The 19,713-nt window shown below is 61.0% G+C and carries 16 protein-coding genes; 12 read left to right on the plus strand and 4 right to left on the minus strand.

The features are described from left to right. Positions 1–78: 78 nt before the first annotated feature. Positions 79–1,854, plus strand: a complete 1,776-nt coding sequence (locus tag GZH91_RS15010; RefSeq protein WP_147070031.1) for a hypothetical protein — start codon at positions 79–81, stop codon at positions 1,852–1,854. Here GZH91_RS15010 and GZH91_RS15015 read toward each other — a convergent pair. From GZH91_RS15015 to GZH91_RS15025, 3 genes are read right to left on the minus strand one after another with little or no spacing between them, the layout of a single operon-like run. Continuing rightward, positions 1,851–2,519 (minus strand): alpha/beta hydrolase, encoded by a 669-nt coding sequence (locus tag GZH91_RS15015; protein WP_147070029.1) that lies wholly within the window; start codon positions 2,517–2,519, stop codon positions 1,851–1,853. The two genes, GZH91_RS15010 and GZH91_RS15015, sit on opposite strands and share 4 nt — an antisense overlap. Next, positions 2,516–4,015 (minus strand): hypothetical protein, encoded by a 1,500-nt coding sequence (locus tag GZH91_RS15020; protein WP_147070027.1) that lies wholly within the window; start codon positions 4,013–4,015, stop codon positions 2,516–2,518. Before GZH91_RS15020 ends, GZH91_RS15015 begins: the two co-directional genes overlap by 4 nt. Before the next feature lie 18 nt (positions 4,016–4,033). Continuing rightward, complete coding sequence (locus tag GZH91_RS15025; RefSeq protein ID WP_147070024.1) at positions 4,034–4,462, minus strand: hypothetical protein; 429 nt, start codon at positions 4,460–4,462, stop codon at positions 4,034–4,036. Positions 4,463–4,630: 168 nt separating this feature from the next. Between GZH91_RS15025 and GZH91_RS15030 the strand changes: the two genes are divergently transcribed. The 11 genes from GZH91_RS15030 to GZH91_RS15080 all read left to right on the plus strand — a co-directional run bounded on the left by GZH91_RS15030 (position 4,631) and on the right by GZH91_RS15080 (position 17,888). Further along, the gene (locus GZH91_RS15030; protein ID WP_223264454.1) at positions 4,631–6,070 is read left to right on the plus strand and encodes a sigma-54-dependent transcriptional regulator; all 1,440 of its coding nucleotides are present in this window, start codon (positions 4,631–4,633) and stop codon (positions 6,068–6,070) included. Between the two features lie 129 nt (positions 6,071–6,199). After that, complete coding sequence (locus tag GZH91_RS15035; RefSeq protein ID WP_147070020.1) at positions 6,200–7,549, plus strand: AAA family ATPase; 1,350 nt, start codon at positions 6,200–6,202, stop codon at positions 7,547–7,549. 22 nt (positions 7,550–7,571) lie between these two features. Further along, positions 7,572–9,404, plus strand: a complete 1,833-nt coding sequence (locus GZH91_RS15040; RefSeq protein WP_223264453.1) for a pilus (MSHA type) biogenesis protein MshL — start codon at positions 7,572–7,574, stop codon at positions 9,402–9,404. After that, a complete protein-coding gene (locus GZH91_RS15045) occupies positions 9,401–10,576 on the plus strand; it encodes a tetratricopeptide repeat protein (protein WP_147070018.1) in 1,176 nt (391 codons plus the stop codon). Before GZH91_RS15040 ends, GZH91_RS15045 begins: the two co-directional genes overlap by 4 nt. Before the next feature lie 5 nt (positions 10,577–10,581). Continuing rightward, the gene (locus tag GZH91_RS15050) at positions 10,582–12,285 is read left to right on the plus strand and encodes a GspE/PulE family protein (RefSeq protein ID WP_147070016.1); all 1,704 of its coding nucleotides are present in this window, start codon (positions 10,582–10,584) and stop codon (positions 12,283–12,285) included. Between the two features lie 13 nt (positions 12,286–12,298). Continuing rightward, the gene (locus GZH91_RS15055; protein WP_147070015.1) at positions 12,299–13,504 is read left to right on the plus strand and encodes a type II secretion system F family protein; all 1,206 of its coding nucleotides are present in this window, start codon (positions 12,299–12,301) and stop codon (positions 13,502–13,504) included. Continuing rightward, on the plus strand, positions 13,501–15,036 hold the full coding sequence (locus GZH91_RS15060) for a hypothetical protein (protein WP_147070013.1): 1,536 nt from the start codon (positions 13,501–13,503) through the stop codon (positions 15,034–15,036). Before GZH91_RS15055 ends, GZH91_RS15060 begins: the two co-directional genes overlap by 4 nt. Then, the gene (locus GZH91_RS15065; RefSeq protein WP_147070011.1) at positions 15,033–15,650 is read left to right on the plus strand and encodes a hypothetical protein; all 618 of its coding nucleotides are present in this window, start codon (positions 15,033–15,035) and stop codon (positions 15,648–15,650) included. Before GZH91_RS15060 ends, GZH91_RS15065 begins: the two co-directional genes overlap by 4 nt. After that, on the plus strand, positions 15,647–16,138 hold the full coding sequence (locus tag GZH91_RS17730) for a hypothetical protein (RefSeq protein WP_174861809.1): 492 nt from the start codon (positions 15,647–15,649) through the stop codon (positions 16,136–16,138). The genes GZH91_RS15065 and GZH91_RS17730 overlap by 4 nt, the downstream gene beginning before the upstream one ends. A 2-nt stretch (positions 16,139–16,140) precedes the next feature. Beyond that, positions 16,141–17,139, plus strand: a complete 999-nt coding sequence (locus GZH91_RS15075) for a hypothetical protein (protein WP_147070008.1) — start codon at positions 16,141–16,143, stop codon at positions 17,137–17,139. Continuing rightward, on the plus strand, positions 17,133–17,888 hold the full coding sequence (locus tag GZH91_RS15080; protein ID WP_147070006.1) for a type II secretion system protein: 756 nt from the start codon (positions 17,133–17,135) through the stop codon (positions 17,886–17,888). The genes GZH91_RS15075 and GZH91_RS15080 overlap by 7 nt, the downstream gene beginning before the upstream one ends. A 2-nt stretch (positions 17,889–17,890) precedes the next feature. Here GZH91_RS15080 and GZH91_RS15085 read toward each other — a convergent pair whose 3' ends face one another. After that, a complete protein-coding gene (locus GZH91_RS15085) occupies positions 17,891–19,612 on the minus strand; it encodes a sensor histidine kinase (protein ID WP_223264451.1) in 1,722 nt (573 codons plus the stop codon). Between the last annotated feature and the right edge of the window lie 101 nt (positions 19,613–19,713).

The raw sequence follows: 19,713 nt of genomic DNA on the forward strand, positions 1-19,713 counted from the left end.
GCAGGAGAATGGCACATATTTTGCTATAAACGAATGGCAAATAGCACCCCAACAGGAACTTAGCCGGAGCAAATGGTCATGTTCAACATTCTGTCCATGCTGCGCAAAGACAGCGCCGAGCCGGATCCGCTGGGTAGCCTGAAAACGATCGCGCGCTGGATAAATGACCTGCCTGCAGGGAATGTCTTTAAAGCGCATGAACAGGTATTGCACAAGCTCGGTGAATTCAACGCCCAAAACGCCCAATACAGCAAGGAGCGCCTGGATGTGCTGTTGCTGGTAGATGAACATGCGCGCCCACTGCAAGCTTCGCTGAGCCAGCAATATCTGCGCAACCCGCGCATGTCGCGCGTCATGGAAAGCCGCCTGTGGCATGCCGTTTACAAGTTTTACCGGGAAGTAGCGCACGCCTATCATGGCTTCATCATGAGCTACGTTGCCAACCCGGCGGATAACCCGCTGCGGGCCTCCATGCCGCAGATCACCCTGCGCACCGTGCACAATTTCGGGAATGCCTTCAAATGGCACTATTTCCGCTACGAGAAACCGGAACACAAGCTCTGGCTGAGACTGCACAACCTGTATCGCGTGGCCGAATTCGAAGGTTTCAGTAAAACCGAGCTCACCCTGTATCCACAGAACGGCAGAACCACACGCTGCATGGATCAATACAACCGCGCCCTGTTGCTGGGTCAACTTGACGCCAGCACGCTGCATCCGAAACAAATCGAAATGGCGGATCGATGGCTCTGCGAGTGGTCACATCTGATCGGACACGCGTCGCAATTCAACCCCGATTCCCATACGCTGTATGTGGCGTTGTCGGAGGGCGTGGGTGCACGCCGCATCCGCAACACGGAATTTTCAGCGTCCTGCCGTTTCCTGACGACCGCCAGGCTGCATGAAAAAATACAGCTGACCCGCAGCGCACTGCAGAATGGGGAGTCACCCGCACTATTGGGCCTGGGTGAAGATTGCCGCCTGCCGGACTGCCTTGAAATACTCGACTACGCGGAACGCCAATGGGGCCCTCTCGACAAGCGCGAGCAGCGCAAAAGCCCGCGTACCCCGGCCAAGGAAATCATTGACGTGGTACATGGCTTCAACGAAATTTGCGCACTGGTGAAACAGGGCGGCAACGGCGCCGACATACTCCACGAAATGGACGCGGAACTCAAGTATGACGAGATGATTGACTTGAAGCTGTATGGTTTCGTGACCGAATCCACGCGCGCGCGCATGCGCAGCCGCCACGCCACACCTGTACCCGGCGAGAAAATTCCGCCGCATGAGCGCTGGGTGATGGAGGACATAAGCGAGCATGGCCTGGGCGCCTGCGTACCGGCTGATTCCAACGACTGGGTGCGGCTGGGCAGTATGGCAGCCACCTTTGGAAAATATCCTGTCTGGTCATGCTGCGATTCCAACGACTGGGTGCGGCTGGGCAATATGGTGGCCCTCAAGGTCGAACGCGACGCTTCCTGGAAAATCGGCGTGATGCGGCGCTTGTTGCATGGCGGTGACGGCTTGCTCCAGGTCGGTATCGAAGTGCTCAGCCACAAGCCGCAGATGCTGCTGCTACGCCCTCAATCAGTCAACGCATTACAGGGTTATGCCGTGGGCGGCGTGGAGACGACTGACGCAACGCCACCGGTGCCGGTAATTTTTACCACGTTGCCCGCCAGCGGCCCGGGCGAATTGCTTCTGGAAGCTGCGCAATACGCTTCTGGCCGCAGCTTCCAGGCAAGCTTCGGCGCGCAGAAGGGTACGATTCGTCTGCGCGACGTGATCGAAAAAGGCGATGGCTGGATGCGCGTGGCAGCGGATGTTGCCGTGGCTGAACCCGGCGCCTAGACATGCAACTGCAATACCCGGATCAGCCACCCGCGGATAGCGTCGATTTCTTCCTCGCACACACTGTGCGCCATCGGATATATCTGCCATTCCACGTCAAAGCCGCAAGCCACCAGCTTTTGCCGGCTGCGTTCGGCAAGTTGTAACGGCACCACCCTATCCTGCACCCCGTGCGCCATGAATACCGGGATGGTATGGGTGCCAGCAGCACACCACTCATTAAAGCCTGCCATCAGCGGCAGATAAGCGGACAACACCATGATCCCCCCCAGCACCCGTCCCGGCGCAAGCCCCGCATACAGCGCCAGCGCGCCGCCCTGGGAAAATCCGGCGACGATAATCCGCGCTGATGCAACGCCGCGTGCCAGCTCGTGCGCGACCAGGTCTTCGACCACCCGACTGGATTGGGCCAGTCCTGCTGCATCCTCGTCCGCATCCAGCCCGGTGCTGCGGATGTCATACCAGGCCGGCATCACATGGCCACCATTGATGGTCACCGGGCGCGTGGGCGCATGGGGCAATATGAAACGCACCCCGGGCAGATCCAGCGCCTGCACCACCGGCGCGAAGTCATGTCCGTCCGCGCCCAGCCCATGCAGCCAAATCACGCTGGCCTGGACAGCCTGGCTGCCGGCAACGAATTCCAGTGGCGCGAAAGCGGTCATGATGCAATTGCCTCCGACTGCGCCAGCCCGTCAAAATCCGCCAATACATAATCCTCGGTGGCCTTGAGCGGCGCACGCAGGCGGATCAAGTGACGCCGGCCTTTGCACAATAGCTGCCACTGGCCGTCCTGCCAACTGATTCTGGCGGGTATCAACACACAGCGACGCTGCCCGAATGCGCCTGCCATGGACAAATACAGCGCGTCCACCACCTGCCCGGCCAAATTTACATTGACGCTTTCCAGCTTGACCGGCACCGCATTTGCCGCCAGGCGGCGAATGCCGATCTCGGTCCAGCCCGACTCATGCCGGCGGATGCGGCACACCACGCCCACCAGAAAATGACGTCCAGAGTTAATCCCGATCAGGCTGTTGATCGCCACCGGCACGCCATCCGACGTATTCAGCGCCAGGCCCAGGCCCTCCGCACTCTCGTCGCGTACCCGGCAACGTCGCCAATACGGCAAGTCGTGCGCCCGCCGTGACGGGTGGTGATCAATCCGGGTATGGATTTCGTTGAACCCGAGAAACAGCTCGGTCTGCTTGCCGATCATCTGGCGCGGATGATGGCGCAGGGGCGGGATACCTGACCAGTCATTCACTACCCTGCGCCACAGCGCCTGGCGCCAGCCAGCATGCGCGCCCGCATCCGCTTCATCATGTTCGGCATGCAGGGCGGCCAGCATCAGTCCGGGACCCCAATAGCGATAGCTGCCGGGCTCGTTCAGCATCGCCAGCGGCCTGGGCGGACTGGCGCCTTTCAGGTTGACACCGTAACGGTGTTTTCCGGATAGCAGCATGGGTTCCAGCAAGACGCTCTTGCTCCAGCGCACTATCCACTCATCCACCTGTTCGATCTCGCACGGCAGTAGCGTATCCGGGCGCAGGCTGTGCAGCATCTGCGGGCGCAGATACAGTGTTTCGCAGCAGCTATCAGCACGCTCCATGCCCGGCAACGGCAACGGCACGCGGGCAAACTCGTGCTTTTCGGCGACTGCGTAGAGTCTGTGCAAGCGCGCCCAGAAACAGGACGGGATAAGCTGGTAGCGCAACCACCGCCATTTCATCTGCATGGCATGGTGGTAAAGCGCGCGCTGGATGAGCAAGGGCAACAAGGCACCCAGTCTGGATTCAGGATGGCCCAGCAGGTAAGTCACGCACTGCAGATGAATTGCGCTCATCTCTTCCCAGTAGCCGCTGATGGCCGCCAGGAAGCGCCCGCTCACACTGGAAACGAACGGCGGCAACGCCAGGTAATGCTGCGTCAACCGCGTCATGAATGGCGCAGAGAAATTGTCCTGACGGTGCAGGCTGTCAATGCTGTGACGCTGCCAGTCCAGGTTCTTTTTGCGTGCCGATAGCAGCGTCTCGATCAGTTGTTCGATGGACTCACAGATTTCATGCGCGCTATAACTTGCCGGGTCATCCCTGACCGGCACAGCCAGCGCTTCTCCCGCAGCGGGAAGCAGCTTGCCAACCAACGGGATGCGGCGCATGTCCACAGGAGCTAACTATTAAAGATTAAAACGCCGCGACAGTTCCAGCACGCGCAGGCCAGCGCTGCTATCCTGTTTGCCCGCCTGCTTGATGGCTTCGGCAAACCCCGCAAAAAATGCCGGCAACGCCTTCACCACCAGCGCCTTGCGGAGCCGGCCCACGCCCTGGACAGGCCATTCTGCGCGGCAGTTTGCCGCGGGGGCGGCCACGCATATTTTCATGCTCCAGGCTGGCTGGTGAATCTTCCACTCGTGCCGGCGCACCACCATCTGATGTGCCAGCGGTGTTTCCACACCCACATAAGGCCCCCGGTATTCCACTTGCACTGCCGCACACAGCCCTGCCAGCGCATGATCGAGATGGGTGAGCGCATCATCCAGTGCGGGGTTAATTGCAACGCTCTGCAGTCGGCTTTGTTCCACCAGTAACGCGATAAAATCTTTCATAATGCCTTGCCAGGATTAATAGAGCCCATGCGCGCGCAAATACGCGCAAACTGGCGTAAATACTACCACACCACACGCAGGGCAGTCCGCGCACGGAGCGCTACCCGCACGGCTGGCAATCTGGCACAATCAGGACAGAATGCCAATAATGCAAAAGAGGGGACCAACGTGAGCTTACAAGGCATTAGCGCCAAACCCAGTCTGTTGATCGTGGATGACGACCCGCTCATCACCGATACGCTCAATTTCGTGTTGTCCAGGGATTTTGAAGTATTCGTGGCGGATTCGCGCAGCCAGGTCAAAAGCCTGCTGACCCAACTCGACACACCGCCGCAGCTCGCCCTGGTGGATCTCGGCCTGCCGCCGCTGCCGCACAAGCCGGACGAAGGCTTCCATCTCATCAGCGAGCTGCTCGGCTACTCGCCCGGCATCAAGATATTGGTGCTGTCCGGACAGAATGACGAAACCAACGCCCGCCACGCACGCGCCCTGGGGGCGATTGATTTCGTCGGCAAACCGTGTGAGCCGGCGCAGATCAAATCACTGCTGTTCAACGCGTTGCTGATCCAGGATGTGGAGCGCAGCGCGGAAACCGAGGCCCCGGCTGCGGAAAACCTCATCGTCGGTACCAGTTTCAACCTCGACCGCCTGCGCCAGCAGATCACCCAATACGCCAACGCGCCATTCCCGGTACTGATAGAGGGCGAATCCGGCAGCGGCAAGGAACTGGTCGCCGCCAGCCTGCACAAGCTCTCCGGCCGTACCAAAAAGCCCTACCTGGCGCTCAACTGTGCAGCGATCTCGCCCACCCTGGTCGAGCCCACCCTGTTCGGCTACTGCAAGGGCGCATTCACCGGTGCCACCAGCAACCGCGCCGGTTATTTCGAGGACGCCTGCGACGGCACGCTGTTCCTCGACGAAATCGGCGAGCTGCCGCTGGAGCTGCAGGCCAAGCTGCTGCGCGTGCTGGAAAATGGCGAATTCCAGCGCGTCGGCGAAACCCAGTCGCGCTTTTCCAATGCGCGCGTGGTGACCGCCACCAACCGCGACCTGCGCCAGGAAATCAAGGCCGGGCGCTTCCGTGCCGACCTCTATCACCGCCTCTCGGTGTTTGGCATCGCGGTGCCGCCATTGCGCGAACTGGGCGAGGACAAGGTACGTCTGCTCGAACACTTCCGCGAATTCTACGCACGCGAGGCACGCGTCAAACCATTCGCGCTGGATAACCGCGCCCGCCAGATGTGGGAGGATTACCACTTCCCCGGCAACGTGCGCGAGCTGCGCAACATCGTCATTCGTCTCACCACCAAGTGTGCCGGGCAAAATGTGACTGCGGAACAACTGGAAACCGAACTGGATACCGACACTGCCTTCCCGTCGGAAATTCCGCTGCCGAATGACGGCAAGGCACTCTACGATACCGCGCGCAGGCACCTGCAGACCCTGGCCAATTTCAGTCTCGACCAGACCATGAAACAGTGGGAAAAAAGCTACGTCGAGGCCGCGCTCAACCTCACCCACGGCAACCTCTCGCAGGCGGCAAAAATCCTCGGCATCAACCGCACCACGCTGTACAGCCGGATGCAGACGTATACTAACGAAGCGTGAAATCGCCGATTCAAAACCGCCACGGAGGGAACGGAGAGCACGGAGAACGGTAGGGATGCATAATGTCGTGGTTTTCTCTGCGCTCTCTGTGTCCTCCGTGGCTAAAGTTTTCAAGGACAGCCCGCCCCCATGTACCACGAATTCTTTGGCCTGAAAGAAGCCCCGTTCCGCATCACGCCGGACACGGGGTTTTTCTTTTCCGGCGGGGAACGCGGCGCGATTCTGCAGGGACTGGCATATGCCATCCGCCAGGGTGAAGGCATCATCAAGGTCACCGGCGAGGTGGGCAGCGGCAAGACCATGCTGTGCTGGATGCTGGAGCAGCATTTACCCGACCACATCGAAACCGTTTACCTCGCCAACCCCAATGTCAAACCGGAGGACGTGCTGCCGTCCATCCTCGCCGAACTGGAACTGGTACGCCCGGCAGACGCCAGCCGCGCCGGACACCTGCGCACGCTTAACGACTACCTGCTGGCGCGTCACGATGCGGGCAAGCAGGTCGTCATGTTTGTCGAAGAAGCGCAGGGCATGACGCTGGACACGCTGGAAGAAATTCGCCTGCTGTCCAATCTGGAAACAGAACGCGAAAAGCTGCTGCAGATTGTCCTGTTCGGTCAGCCCGAGCTCGACGCAAAACTCGCCGACCCGCGCATCCGCCAGTTGCGCGAGCGCATTACCACGGCAATTACCCTGGCGCCGCTCACGCCCGACGCTATCCGCGCTTACCTGGCGTTCCGCCTCACCACCGCAGGCTATCGCGGACCCGACCTGTTTGACCGGCGCGCGGTGCGCAGCATCGCCCGTGCATCGCGCGGCCTGACCCGGCGCGTCAATATCCTGGCCGACAAAAGCCTGCTTGCCGCCTACACCGACAACACCCGCACTATCCAGCCACGCCACATCCGCATCGCCCTGCGCGACAGCGCGTTCAACGATGACGCGAACAAACCGCAACGCTGGCTGTTACCTGTCATCGCCATGGGCGTGATGGTCGCCGTGCTGGCCAGTTTTTACTGGCGGTCGAAACCCGCTGCTGCGCCCTCGCGGCAGACCCAAACCAGGCCAGCGGCTGGTCTGCCAGGCCGTGCGAGCGCCGCAGCACCAGACCCCGTTGCGCCGCTATCCGCCGATCCATTCCAGCAGCGCCTCGCCGCCACCCGCACCTGGCTGATGCAGCAACCGGCGGATACCCGCACCATCCAGCTTTCCCTGCTCAACAGTCCGAGCGAATTCGCGGCTTATCTCAGAGGCGAAGGTGGGGGTTTGGCGCCGGATCAGTTGCGGATTTTCCGCACTCAGGCTCAAGGCCATCCCAGTTGGACCGTTATTTATGGAAGCTACCCTACTCGACAAACTGCCAACCGGGCGTTATTGGCCCTGCCGGAAGCTGTGCGCAAGCGTCATCCCTACCTGAGAACAGTCGGTGGGATACGCAATGAAACCCGTCAAATTCAACAAGTTGGCGAACAGTCGTGATACCATTTCTGGAAAGAGCCGGATGAGAGGGATACCAGTGCAGGAAGGTCCGCGCAAGACAACGAATACCGTGGGACGGATGTGGCTGCCAATGCTTGCCGTCCCCCTGCTGGCGGGTTGCGTGCCCGCTGCCATGATCCAGCCGTCGCAAGGGCACATCCAGCAATCGTCACAGCCCGCCACCAGGCTTGCCGACATCCCGCCGCTGGTCAAGACCATCCCCTACCTGCCGTCGCCCAGGGCCGAGACCCAGGTGCCCACTTACACCATCGTGGTGGACAACGTACCGGTGAAAGACCTGCTGTTTTCACTGGCGCGCGATACTAAAAAAAATATCGATATCGGCACCGGCATCACCGGCAACGTCACGCTTAACGCCGTTAACGAACCGCTGCCTGCCATCCTCGAACGCATTGCGCGGCAGGCCAGCATCCGCTACCGGATGGAGGGCGACACCCTGTCCATCATGCCGGATACGCCGTATCTGAAAACCTACAAGGTCAACTACGTCAACCTGTCGCGCAACACCAGCTCCAGCATCGGCGTGGCCGCGCAGATTGCCAGCACCGGCAGCGGCGCCGTCGGTGCGGCGGCGAGCGGCAGCGCTCAGGGCGGCAACAGTTCATCCACTACCGTGGACAGCCAATCCAACAACAATTTCTGGGAGGTGCTGACGGAAAACGTGCGCGCCATCCTGACTTCCACCCGCGCCTCTACCCAGCGTGCCGAGGACAAATCCGCCCGCCTCGATGCGGAGCGCAATGCCCGCGCCGACCGGCTGGAGCAGGCGCAAGCCGTGGCGCGGGCCGGTGCAGCCGCACCCACCCTGTATAGGGAAGCTTTCGGCAATACCTCCTCATCGCTGTTGCAGGACAGCAAAAACGAAGTGATCGTCAACCCGGTCGCCGGTACCGTCAGCGTACTGGGCAATGAGCGCCAGCAACAAGTGGTGCAGCAATATCTGGACGGAGTAAGCCAGTCCTCACAGCGCCAGGTGCTGATCGAAGCCACCATCGTCGAGGTCAGCCTCAAGGATCAATACCGCGCGGGTATCGACTGGTCTCGATTGGCAAACGGTAGCAAGGGGATTTTTTTCAATACCATGCCGGCTGCCACCACCAATCTGGCGAATTCCCTGTTGCCGTTTTTCAACATCGGTTACAGGGATCGAAACCTGACCGCCACCCTCAACCTGCTGGAGTCTTTCGGCAATCTGCGGGTGCTATCCAGCCCCAAGCTGATGGCGCTTAACAACCAGACTGCACTGCTCAAGGTAGTGGATAACCTGGTCTATTTCACCGTGCAAGCCCAGCAAGGCACCCTGTCCTCGACCGGCACGCCGCTGCAGCCAACCACCTTCACCACCACGGCCAAAACGGTACCGGTGGGTCTGGTGATGAGCCTGACACCGCAGATTTCCGAAAGCGGCATGGTCACGCTGGATGTGCGCCCCACCATCTCGCGCAAGATCGGCGATGTGAGCGACCCCAATCCCGGACTGCCTGTTAGTACACCAAACAAAATCCCGGTGATCCAGGTACGCGAAATGGAATCGGTATTGCAGGTCGGCAGCGGCCAGACCGTGATCCTCGGTGGGCTGATGCAGGATGACAGTGATCGTGCCCGCGACGGTATCCCGGTGCTGTCGCGACCGCAAGGTTTCGGCGCAATCTTCGGCCAGCACGAACACAATGTGCAGAAAACCGAGCTGGTGATTTTCCTGCGCCCGACGGTCATTACCAACCCCTCGCTGGACAGCGATGAACTCAAGTTCTATAAACGCTACCTGCCGCGCGCCAATGCTGCCCCTGAACAATGGCATAACGGCGCAGACGCCGCCGGAGATCCACAGTGAGCCTGCTGCTCAAGGCATTGAAACAGGCCGGCGACAAGTCCGCCGCCGGCGCGCGCAATCCGTCCGCCACGCTGGCCGATTCGCTGTCGCTCGAACCGATCAGCGGTTCCGCACCTGACGGCACAGCCTATACCAGCTGGGATGGCGCAGCGCCATTCAAGCGCAGCACAGCACGCGCTGCCTGGTACACGCCTTGGCTCTCTGGCCAGCGTTGGCTGGTGCCGGCAGTGGCAGTAGTGGCTGCCTTGTTCATGTTGATTTACGGCGTATTCGTGTACTGGCAAACCCGTACGCCGGCAGCGCTGGTGGTTACCCCCACCCCGCACAGCGCTGCGCCCGCAGCCGCTCCCCCTGCGGCCGCGCCCGCCCAACTCGCTGCCGTCCCCAGCCAAGAATCCGGCCCCCCCTTGCCTGAAATCAACAGCGCCGTGCCGGATGCGCCTGCCGCCCTCCCGCCCCCCCCGGTTCAAGCCGACCCGACACCGCAGTGGGGTAGTGGCGAGTTGATACGCGAAGCGCCGCCGCCCAGGCGTGCGCGCACTCAGCCGGGCAGGCGCGAAACACGCAGCGCGCTCCCGTTTTCCATGCAGACCGCCACAACGCACATCAACCCGCAACTGGAGGCCGCCTATCAGGCATACCAGGCCGGGCACACGCGCGAGGCGCGCAACCTGTATCTGCAAATACCTGACGGCGAGCGCAATGTGGATGTGCAGCTCGGCCTGGCCGCCATCGCCCTGCGCGACAACGACACCCCTGCGGCGGCCCGGCATTACCAGCGCGTGCTGGAGCTTGACCCGCGCAACAGCACCGCCAACAGCGCCTTGATCGGCATGATGGGCGACGCCGATCCGAACGCTTCCGAGACGCGCCTGAAATCACTGATCGCCAGTCAACCTTCATCCCAGCTGTATTTTGCGCTGGGCAATCTGTATGCCGGACAGAACCGCTGGCCGGATGCCGAGCAGGCATACTTCGAGGCGTATCAAAAGAACGCCGCCAATGCCGATTACGCCTACAACCTGGCGGTGAGCCTGGAACACATCAGCCAGAGCAGGGCCGCGCTCAATTACTATCAGAAAGCGCGCGATCTGATGCAACCGGGCAACGTGCAGTTTGACCCGCTACGCCTGGAAGCGCGTATCGACCAACTCAAAGCGCGGCAGGAATAAGCTTGGTGGAAGCACGTAAAACCCTGCGTCTGGGTGAAATGCTGGTACAGCAGGGGCTGATTACCCTGGACCAGCTGCGCATCGCGCTCAAGGAACAGCAACACACCAACCTCCCGCTCGGACGCCTGCTGGTCAAACTCGGTTTCATCACCGAAGCCGTGATCCGCGACCAGCTCGCCCACACCATCGGCCAGACCAGCCTGGATCTCGCCAACGTGGTGGCCGACCCGGAAGCGCTCAAGCTGATATCGGAAGATTTCGCGCGCCGCCATCACCTGCTGCCCATAGCCTTTGATGCGCAGCGCCAGGTGCTGGTGGTCGCCATTACCGACATGTTCAACGTGGTGGCGCTGGATCACCTGCGGGCGCTGCTGGGCGCGGGTGTCGAGGTGGACACGGTACTGTCGGGCGAAGCGCAGCTGCTGGAGGCGATCGATAACTTCTACGGTTTCGAGCTGTCGGTGGACGGCATCCTGCGCGAAATCGAAACCGGCGAGGTGGACTACCAGAGTCTCGCCATGGACACCGAGGAATACACCCAGCCGGTGGTGCGGCTGGTCGGCTCGCTGCTGGTGGACGCGGTCAAGCGCGGCGCATCGGACATCCACTTCGAGCCGGAGCATGCGTTCCTGCGCATCCGCTACCGCATCGACGGCGTGCTGGAGCAGGTGCGCTCGCTGCACAAGAGCTACTGGCCGGGCATCGCGGTGCGTCTCAAGGTCATCTCCGGCATGAACATCGCCGAGAACCGCGCCCCGCAGGACGGGCGCCTGTCGCTCACCCTGCATGGGCGGCCGATTGATTTCCGGGTTTCCAGCCAGCCCACCATCCACGGCGAGAACATTGTGCTGCGCGTGCTGGACCGGGAAAAATCCATTATTCCGCTGGCCAACATGGACCTGCCAACGGACACCCACACCGCGCTACAGCGCATGATGGCGCGCCCGGAAGGCATCCTCATCATCACCGGCCCGACCGGCTCGGGCAAAACCACCACCCTGTATTCGCTGCTCACCCATCTCAATAACGAGACGGTGAATATCATGACCCTGGAAGACCCGGTGGAATACCCGGTCACCCTGATGCGCCAGAGTTCGGTCAATGAAACCCTCAAGCTGGATTTTGCCAACGGCATCCGTTCCATCATGCGGCAAGACCCGGACATCATCCTGGTGGGCGAGATCCGCGACCGCGACACCGCGGAGATGGCGTTCCGCGCCGCCATGACCGGCCACCAGGTGTTCACCACGCTGCATACCAACTCCGCGCTGGGCGCATTTCCGCGCCTGCTGGACATCGGCATCGTGCCCGACATCATGGCCGGCAATATCATCGGCGTGGTGGCGCAGCGCCTGGTGCGCGTGCTGTGCCCGCACTGCCGCGCGGCTTACACTCCCGACGCCGACGAACAAAAGTTGCTGGACTGGCAGGCCACTGACCGCCGCCCCGTCTATCGGGCCGTGGGCTGCCCGGCATGCAATGGCAAAGGCTATCGCGGACGCATGGCATTAATGGAGCTGCTACGCATGGATAGCGAACTCGACGACCTGGTCGCGCGCCGCGCCACCCACCGCGAAATCCTCAACGCCGCCCTGATGCGCGGCTATCGCAGCCTGGCCGTAGACGGTATCAGCCGTGTGCTGGAAGGCAAGACCAGCCTGGCCGAAGTGTCGCGCGTGGTTGATTTGACGCAACGCATACTGTCTTAAAAGCCATAACGCCATGCCCTACTTCAGCTATCGCGCCGTTGACCAGATAGGCCGCACCAATCGCGGCAGCCTGTCTGCGGCCAACGAAGTCGATCTGGAATTGCGCCTGCGCCGCATGGGGCTCGATCTCATCACCCTGCGCCAGATGGACAGCCGCGCCAGCGGCTTTGCCCGCGGTGCCGCCAGCCGCCGCGACCTGATCACCTTCTGCTTTCACCTCGAGCAAATCAGCCGCGCCGGCATTCCCATTCTGGACGGCGTACGCGACCTGCGCGACAGCATGGACAATCCGCGTTTCCGCGACATCCTCACCGCACTGCTGGAGGACATGGAAGGCGGCAGACTGATGTCGCAGGCGCTGGCCGCGCATCCGGCCGTGTTCGACACGGTCATCGTCAATCTGGTCAGGGCCGGCGAGCAGACCGGCCTGATGCGCGAAGTGTTTGAAAACCTCGGCGCCAGCCTCAAGCGCCAGGACGAGCTCGCTGCGCAAACCAGGCGCCTGCTGATCTACCCAACCCTGGTGCTGAGCATGGTGGGCATCATCATCCTGCTGCTGTTGCTGTTCCTGGTGCCGCAGATTGCCGATCTGATCAAGAACATGGGCATCGCGCTGCCCATCCAGACCCGCGTCCTGCTGTGGCTATCCGAGACCCTGCGCACCTGGTGGCCGCTATTCCTGATCCTGCCCGTGGCCATCGGCAGCGCCCTGGTTGTCACCCTGCGTGCCAGCGAACGCGCGCGTTTCGTGGCCGACGACGTCAAGCTGCGCCTGCCGGTAATCGGCCCCATCCTGCAAAAAATCGCGCTGGCGCGCTTCAGCAATTTCTTCGCGCTGATGTACCGTTCCGGCATCACCATTCTCGATGCCTTGCGGGCAGGCGAGGATATCGCCGCCAACCGCGTCATCGCTGACGCCATCCGCCGCGCCGGGGGACGCATCGGCAATGGCGAGGGACTGACCGAAAGCTTCCAGAGCCTGTCCGTGTTTCCGCCGCTGGTGATCCGCATGCTGCGCGTCGGCGAAACCACCGGCGCACTGGATACCGCACTGGAAAACGTGAGCTATTTTTATACCCGCGAAGTCTCCGAATCCATAGAGAAATCCCTGAAAATACTGGAACCGGCATTAACCGTGGTGCTCGGTCTGGTCATGGCGGTCATCGTCGGCTCGGTGCTGTTGCCGATGTACGATGTGATCGGCACCCTAAAACCATGATGTTCGCGCCGCAACTGCTGGTTTACGTGTGCGCCTGGAGCATCACGGTGGCGTGCCGCCGTGCGGGCAAGATACGCCTGGTTGGACAATTCAACGCAGACGAAGGCGGACGCCGCGCCTTTGCCGCTGTACTGCAGGCATTTAAAAATAGCCCGGTGTCGGTGATGGTGGACGGGGTGGACGAAGACTACCGTCTGGAAACCCTGCCCCACGTGCTGGGTAATGCACGACGCGAGATGCTGGAGCGCCGCCTGCGCCAGATCAGCCGCAACGCGCTGTTCAGTGCAGCGTGGCCGCAGGGGCGCGAGGCCAGCGGACGCCGTGATGACCGTTACCTGTTCATCAGCCTGAGCAACCACGACGCCGTGCGCCCATGGCTGGACCTGCTGCACCAGCACGGCGTGCATCTGGCAGAGCTCACCGTGCTACCCGCCATCAGCCACGTTTTGTTACAGCGCATCCAGCCCACCGAGCCTCACGTGCTGCTGGTATCCGAGCACTGCGGCGGTCTGCGCCTGTCCTATTTCGAGCACGGCAATCTGCGTTTCTCGCGCCTCACTGCACCGGAAAGCCTGGCCGAGGGCCATGCGCCCGACCTCGCCAGCGAGATTAACAAAACCGACCTCTATCTCAACAGCCAGCGTCTGATGCCGCGCGACGCCCAGCTTGCGGTATATGTGCTCGACCCGGAAAATGCCTACGCTGGCCTGTGCCGTGAAATCAGCGCCGAGAACAAAAACCTCATCTGTCAGGCGGTTGGTTCAGTCGCATTGGCAAAGCTGGTGGGCGTGGATGAGCCGCTGCTGCACCGCACAGCAGACGTTGCCTATCTGGCCGTATTGGGGCGTAGCCGCGCTGCGGTCAATCTGGCCCCTGCCGCGTACACCCGTGGTTACGTGCAACTGATGTTGCGGCATAAACTCTACACGGGTGCATTCGCTGTGCTGGCTACCGCACTCGCCATCAGCGGCTATCTGTTCTCGCGCCAGCATGATCTCGAACAACAACGTCTTGTCACCCAGGACCGCATCCAGCAACAAGCCAGCCTGTATCGCGCAGTGCAGCTCGCGTTGCCGCGTGCACCCACCTCGCCGCAAAACCTCAAACGCGTCGTAGAGACCGCGCGTGCGTTGTACGCCGCGCCCCAACCCATGAGCGATTTCGCCCGTGTCAGCCAGGCATTGGAAACAGTTCCTGACATTGCCGTGTTGCGCCTGCGCTGGCTCGATCACGACGCCGCCGACACCACCGCAACCCATTCTGCCGTCAGTGACAATCCGGGTGCCGCTGTGCGCGCCTTGTATTTTGACGGCGAAGTCAGCCCGTTTCAGGGCGACTACAAAACCGCACTGGCCAGCATCGAGCATTTCGCCGCCACTTTGCGCAACGACCCTGGTGTGGCCGAAGTGCGCGTGCTGGCGCTGCCGATCAACACCGACCCGACTGCCACGCTGGATGAATCGCAACACACCGGCAACAGCGCCCCCCGCGCGCGTTTCAGGCTCAAACTGCTGATGAGGCCTGCGCGATGAAAGCGTCGCTGGAAAATCTCAAGGCCGCACGCCTGGCGCTGCTCGCGTTGATGATTGCCGCTGTGCTGGGCGTATGGCTGGTGCACTACGCGCTGCAAGCCAAACAGGCCGCCCAGCACCGCCTGGGACAATTGCAAGTGACGCTCAGTGAAGCCCAGCGCAAGCTGTCGCAATCGGGCAGCGAAAAAGACCTGGTACAGCAATATCTGGACGCCTACCACACCCTGCAACGACGCGGCTTTATCGGCCCGGATCAACGCCTGGCGTGGCGCGACGCACTGGCCGATGCCGGGCGCCGTCTTGCCATCCGCGACCTGAAATTCAGCATCGGCCCGCAGCAGACCTACACCGGCGTGGTGCCGGTCGATGTCGGCAAGATGGTATTGCATGAGGCGCCCGTCAATCTGACCGGCCAGCTATTCGACGAAAACGACCTGGACCGGCTGATCGACATCCTGGCCAGCCAACCCGGCGGCATTCTTGGCGTGCGCGACTGCACCCTGCAGCGCAGCAACACCCATCTACCCAGCCTGGTCGAACCGCTATTGCAAACGCAATGCAGCTTTGTCTGGTACACCTTGAGCCCCACCGTACCCAGCGGGAGTACGCCATGAAGAAGTGCATATTCAGTCTGCTGCTGTTCGGCCTGGTGAGTACGGCATACGCCGCCAGCCTGTCGGGACGCCTGTTCTACACCCCGGCCCAGCGCGCCCAGATCGAAGCCGGGCGCAATCGCGGCACGCCGGCGCCCGCAGACACCCCCGGCGCGCAGGACACCACCTACAACGGCTATGTGCTGCGCAGCGACGGCCGTGTCACGCTATGGATCAACGGCCAGCCACGCCGGTTACAGCGTGCGCCCGCTACGCCCGGCACGCTCAGGCTCCCCGCCACCCCCGCGCTCAAACCCGGCCAGGAATTCAATACCCGGTATGGCCGCGTATTCGAGCCATACGAGCGCCCGGATCCGCCCGTGCCAGCCGCACCGGCACCCGCCACGCGTAAACCGCAGCGCAACCCGCTGCCGGATGGCGGCGACGTATCCAGCGACACACCCCGCGACAGCGACTCAGCCCTGCCGCCCGCCGCCAGCGAACGCTAGCCATGCGCCGCCCCCCGCCTTCCCTGCCCAGACAGCAACGCGGCGCGTTGCTGATCCTGCTGGTGATTGCGCTGGGCATCCTCGCCGTGACCGCGTTCGTCGGCATGCTGTCGAGTTCGGATATTCAGAACCAGCAGAATAAGACAACAGCAGCTGCGTTGGCAGAAGCGAAGGCGGCGATGATAGGGTTTGCCCTGGCAAATCAGGATACACCCGGCGGACTTCCCTATCCTGATCGTGCCAAGGATGGGAATTACGACGGTCATGGCGATTGCGTTACATACAATTTCAGCAACAGTCAACTTTTGGGGAAATTTCCAACTTTGGTTGAAGATGGCTGCACAAATCCCGGCATCCCGGCATTCGAAACAGATCCACGTGATGCCACAGGCGAGCGTGTTTGGTATGCCGTGTCACAGAATCTGGTGAAAAGGGCAGGTGGCAACTTTCTAACGATTAACACCCATACCTTGGCGACATCCCAATACTGGCTCACCGTACGCGATCAAAACGGAAATGTCTTATCGAATCAGGCGGCGTTCATCATCATGGCACCGGACGTTGCACTGGCAACTCAAAATCGTGCTGGCGCCACGCCCACAGCTCAAAACTTTCTGGATAACTACACGGTAAATGGCATCACATACAAAAACTGGGACATTGATTTCGGCTTCATTTCGGCGCCACCAATCAATAACAGCACTAATCAATTTAATGACCGGCTGCTCTATGTCACGGCCTCCGAGCTTGCCAACAGGCTGGTTGATCGTGTTGCGGGTGAGATACGTCGGCGTTTACCCCATCCATTTCCAACAACGTCGACATTTGACACATCGTCCTACCCTAGCTGGTATACAAACGACTGGAGTGGTATTACGCACTACACCCAAACAGATGGGGACCATGCCACGATCAGTTTTGATAACTGTGCAAGCATATTTATTTTCACTTGGACATCACCAGGTCCGATAGACATGACAAGGAGCCCAAAACAATGTTAGCCACCTCCGGCTTAAACAATTTTGGTGACACTTTTCGGCCCTTATTAAAAAACCATCACAAGGGCTTCTCCCTCATCGAGATGGCCATCGTGCTGATTATCATCACGCTGGTGGTGGGGGGCGCATTGGTGCCGCTCGGTGCGCAAATCGAACAGCGTAAACGTGCACAAACCCAGAAAACACTGGACGAAATCAAGGAGGCACTGATTGGCTATGCTTTGAGTCGGGGCGTACTACCCTGTCCATCCAATGTAACCGGGGGCATTCCGGACGGTAATGCAAACTGCACGGTTACCACAGGCGTTGCAACTGGTTATATACCGTGGGTAAGCTTGGGCGTAAATAACCAGGATGCCTGGGGAAATCTGATCCGATATGCCGTCGATACTCAATTTACAACTACATTTACACTGCAAACAACCGGCTCCATCACCATTGCAACGCACAACCCCGACGGGTCAACCCCCGCGATCAGTTCAAATATCCCGGCAGTAGTATTGTCACTGGGCAAGAATAGCTATGGTGCAATGAGTGCTGGCGGGGTATTACAGTTCACGCCAACAGCCTTCAGCACCAACGATCCGGACGAATATCAAAATCAAAAAAACAGCAGCAGTCTATTTTTCAGCCACACCCCTGCACCGCCCGGTACCGCCACAACCATCGGCGGCGAATTCGATGACATCGTCACCTGGATCTCCCCCAACATCCTCTACAACCGCATGGTTGCTGCCGGCAAGTTGCCGTAGCTTCATCCAGGCTGGCTGCTCAGCGTGAAGCACACTTCGCCGTCCCGGTTGCTCGCCAGCCGCAGCGTATAGCCCAGTTGCGCCGCCTGCCTGGCCGCCTGATACAGGCCGATCCCCAGGCCATGTTCCGAGCCCACCGGCGCATCGAACAGGTGTGCCGCCACCGCATCGGACGCCGCCTCGCCGCTATCGCACACGCTCAGCGTGACCTGCCCCGCGCATTCCAGGCGCACGCTGATGCTGACCGATTGATCTTCCTGGCGCTTGCGCAGGGCATTGCCGACCAGGTTGTCGAGCACGCTGTCGAACAGGTCCTGCGGCAGCGCGCAACCGGGAGCGGCAGCCTGCATGGCGAATTCGATGTTGTCGCGCGCATAGTGCTGTACCACGCGCTCCCACCACAGGGTGGCGGCGATCAGGCTGTCGCCGGTTTGCTGCGGGACCTTGAGCTTGTCCAGGGTACCTTGCAGGCGCTGGGTCATTTGCGGCAACTGGCGCTGCATCAGGGCCTGCAGCGCGTCGGCTTGTTCCGGGCCGCTGTTCTGCGCGGCGGCCACCAGAGCCTTCATGGATTGCAGCAGGTTTTTTACGTCGTGGGTCAGCCGCGCGCCGGTCTCATGGATGGCCTGGGTGTAGGCGTTGTGCTGCAATTGCTGCTCGCGCAGTTTGGCCTGGTAGAAATAGCCAAGCAACTGCGACAGCAGCCGCGCATGGATTTGCAGCGCGGGCGAAATCGGGCGCTGGGTGTACCAGTTGAGTTCCAGCCCGTGGTAAGTGAAGCTGAGTACATGCGCGGTGTGCGTGCCGAAGCTGCTGCCGCTCTTGACTGTTGCCCAGCTTCCGCCTGCCAGCCAGGGCAGATCGTCGAGGCTGGCCACGGCGGCACGGATGAACGCCTCGGGGTCGCCCTGGTATTCGGCCTGGCGCGCGAGGTGTTGTATCCATTGTTCAAACGGCAGCCCCACCGATAACAGGTAACGCGACAGCAACTGACTCAGTCCGCCGAACCCGGCGCGCGGATTCCACAGCCAGCTCAGCACCACCAGCAGCAAGGCCATCGCAAACAGCGTCTGCGCCAGCGCCATCAGGTAATCGGCATGCGTCACCGCCACCACCGCGAAACTGCCCAGCACCAACACCAGCACCATCAGAAACAGCATCAAGCCATAGAAAAAATCCACCACACTGATCTGTTGCAACTGACGCGCACCGGGGCGGATCAGCACGATCGCCAGCGGCAGCGGAATCAGACCGTAGCGCACGACCACCGTCATTGTCGCGTGTAACTGGTCGGCGCTGAACACGTGCGGCATCACCCAGGCCAGCAACAGGGCGAGCAGATAGGCCAGCGCCAGCAGATAAACCACGCGCTGGCGGCGCGACTCAACGCTGGCGGTATTGGTCCCCACCAGCCCGATCAGCACTGCCAGCCACAGCGCCAGCACCCACCAGCTCCAGAACACCAGCAACACCGCTGCCGCGAAAATCAGCGCGGCCATGCGCGGATCAAGCTTTTCATTGCCGCCGACGAGGGGTTGCCAGAGCAGGAACAGGCCGTAATGCGCGAGCAAAAAGGGACGGGTCCAGTAAGCGTCGTTACCGAACACTGCAGAAAAGTGCAGCATCAGCAGCATCAGCCCGAGCCAGCGATTGGGATGGACGTCAGGCAGCTGCGCGGCGAGGCGGAAACGCCTCAACATCGGCTTTGCGGCTTGTTCATTCAATTAGGAACACCATAATCTTGAGACCATTCATCCTGAAAACCGCAATTCAAGCCGCAGAGGGCTCAGAGAATATTTTTTGCGTGTTGGGCGACAAAAGGCCC

This window comes from Sulfuriferula plumbiphila (assembly GCF_009938015.1).
Taxonomy (GTDB): domain Bacteria; phylum Pseudomonadota; class Gammaproteobacteria; order Burkholderiales; family Sulfuriferulaceae; genus Sulfuriferula; species Sulfuriferula plumbiphila.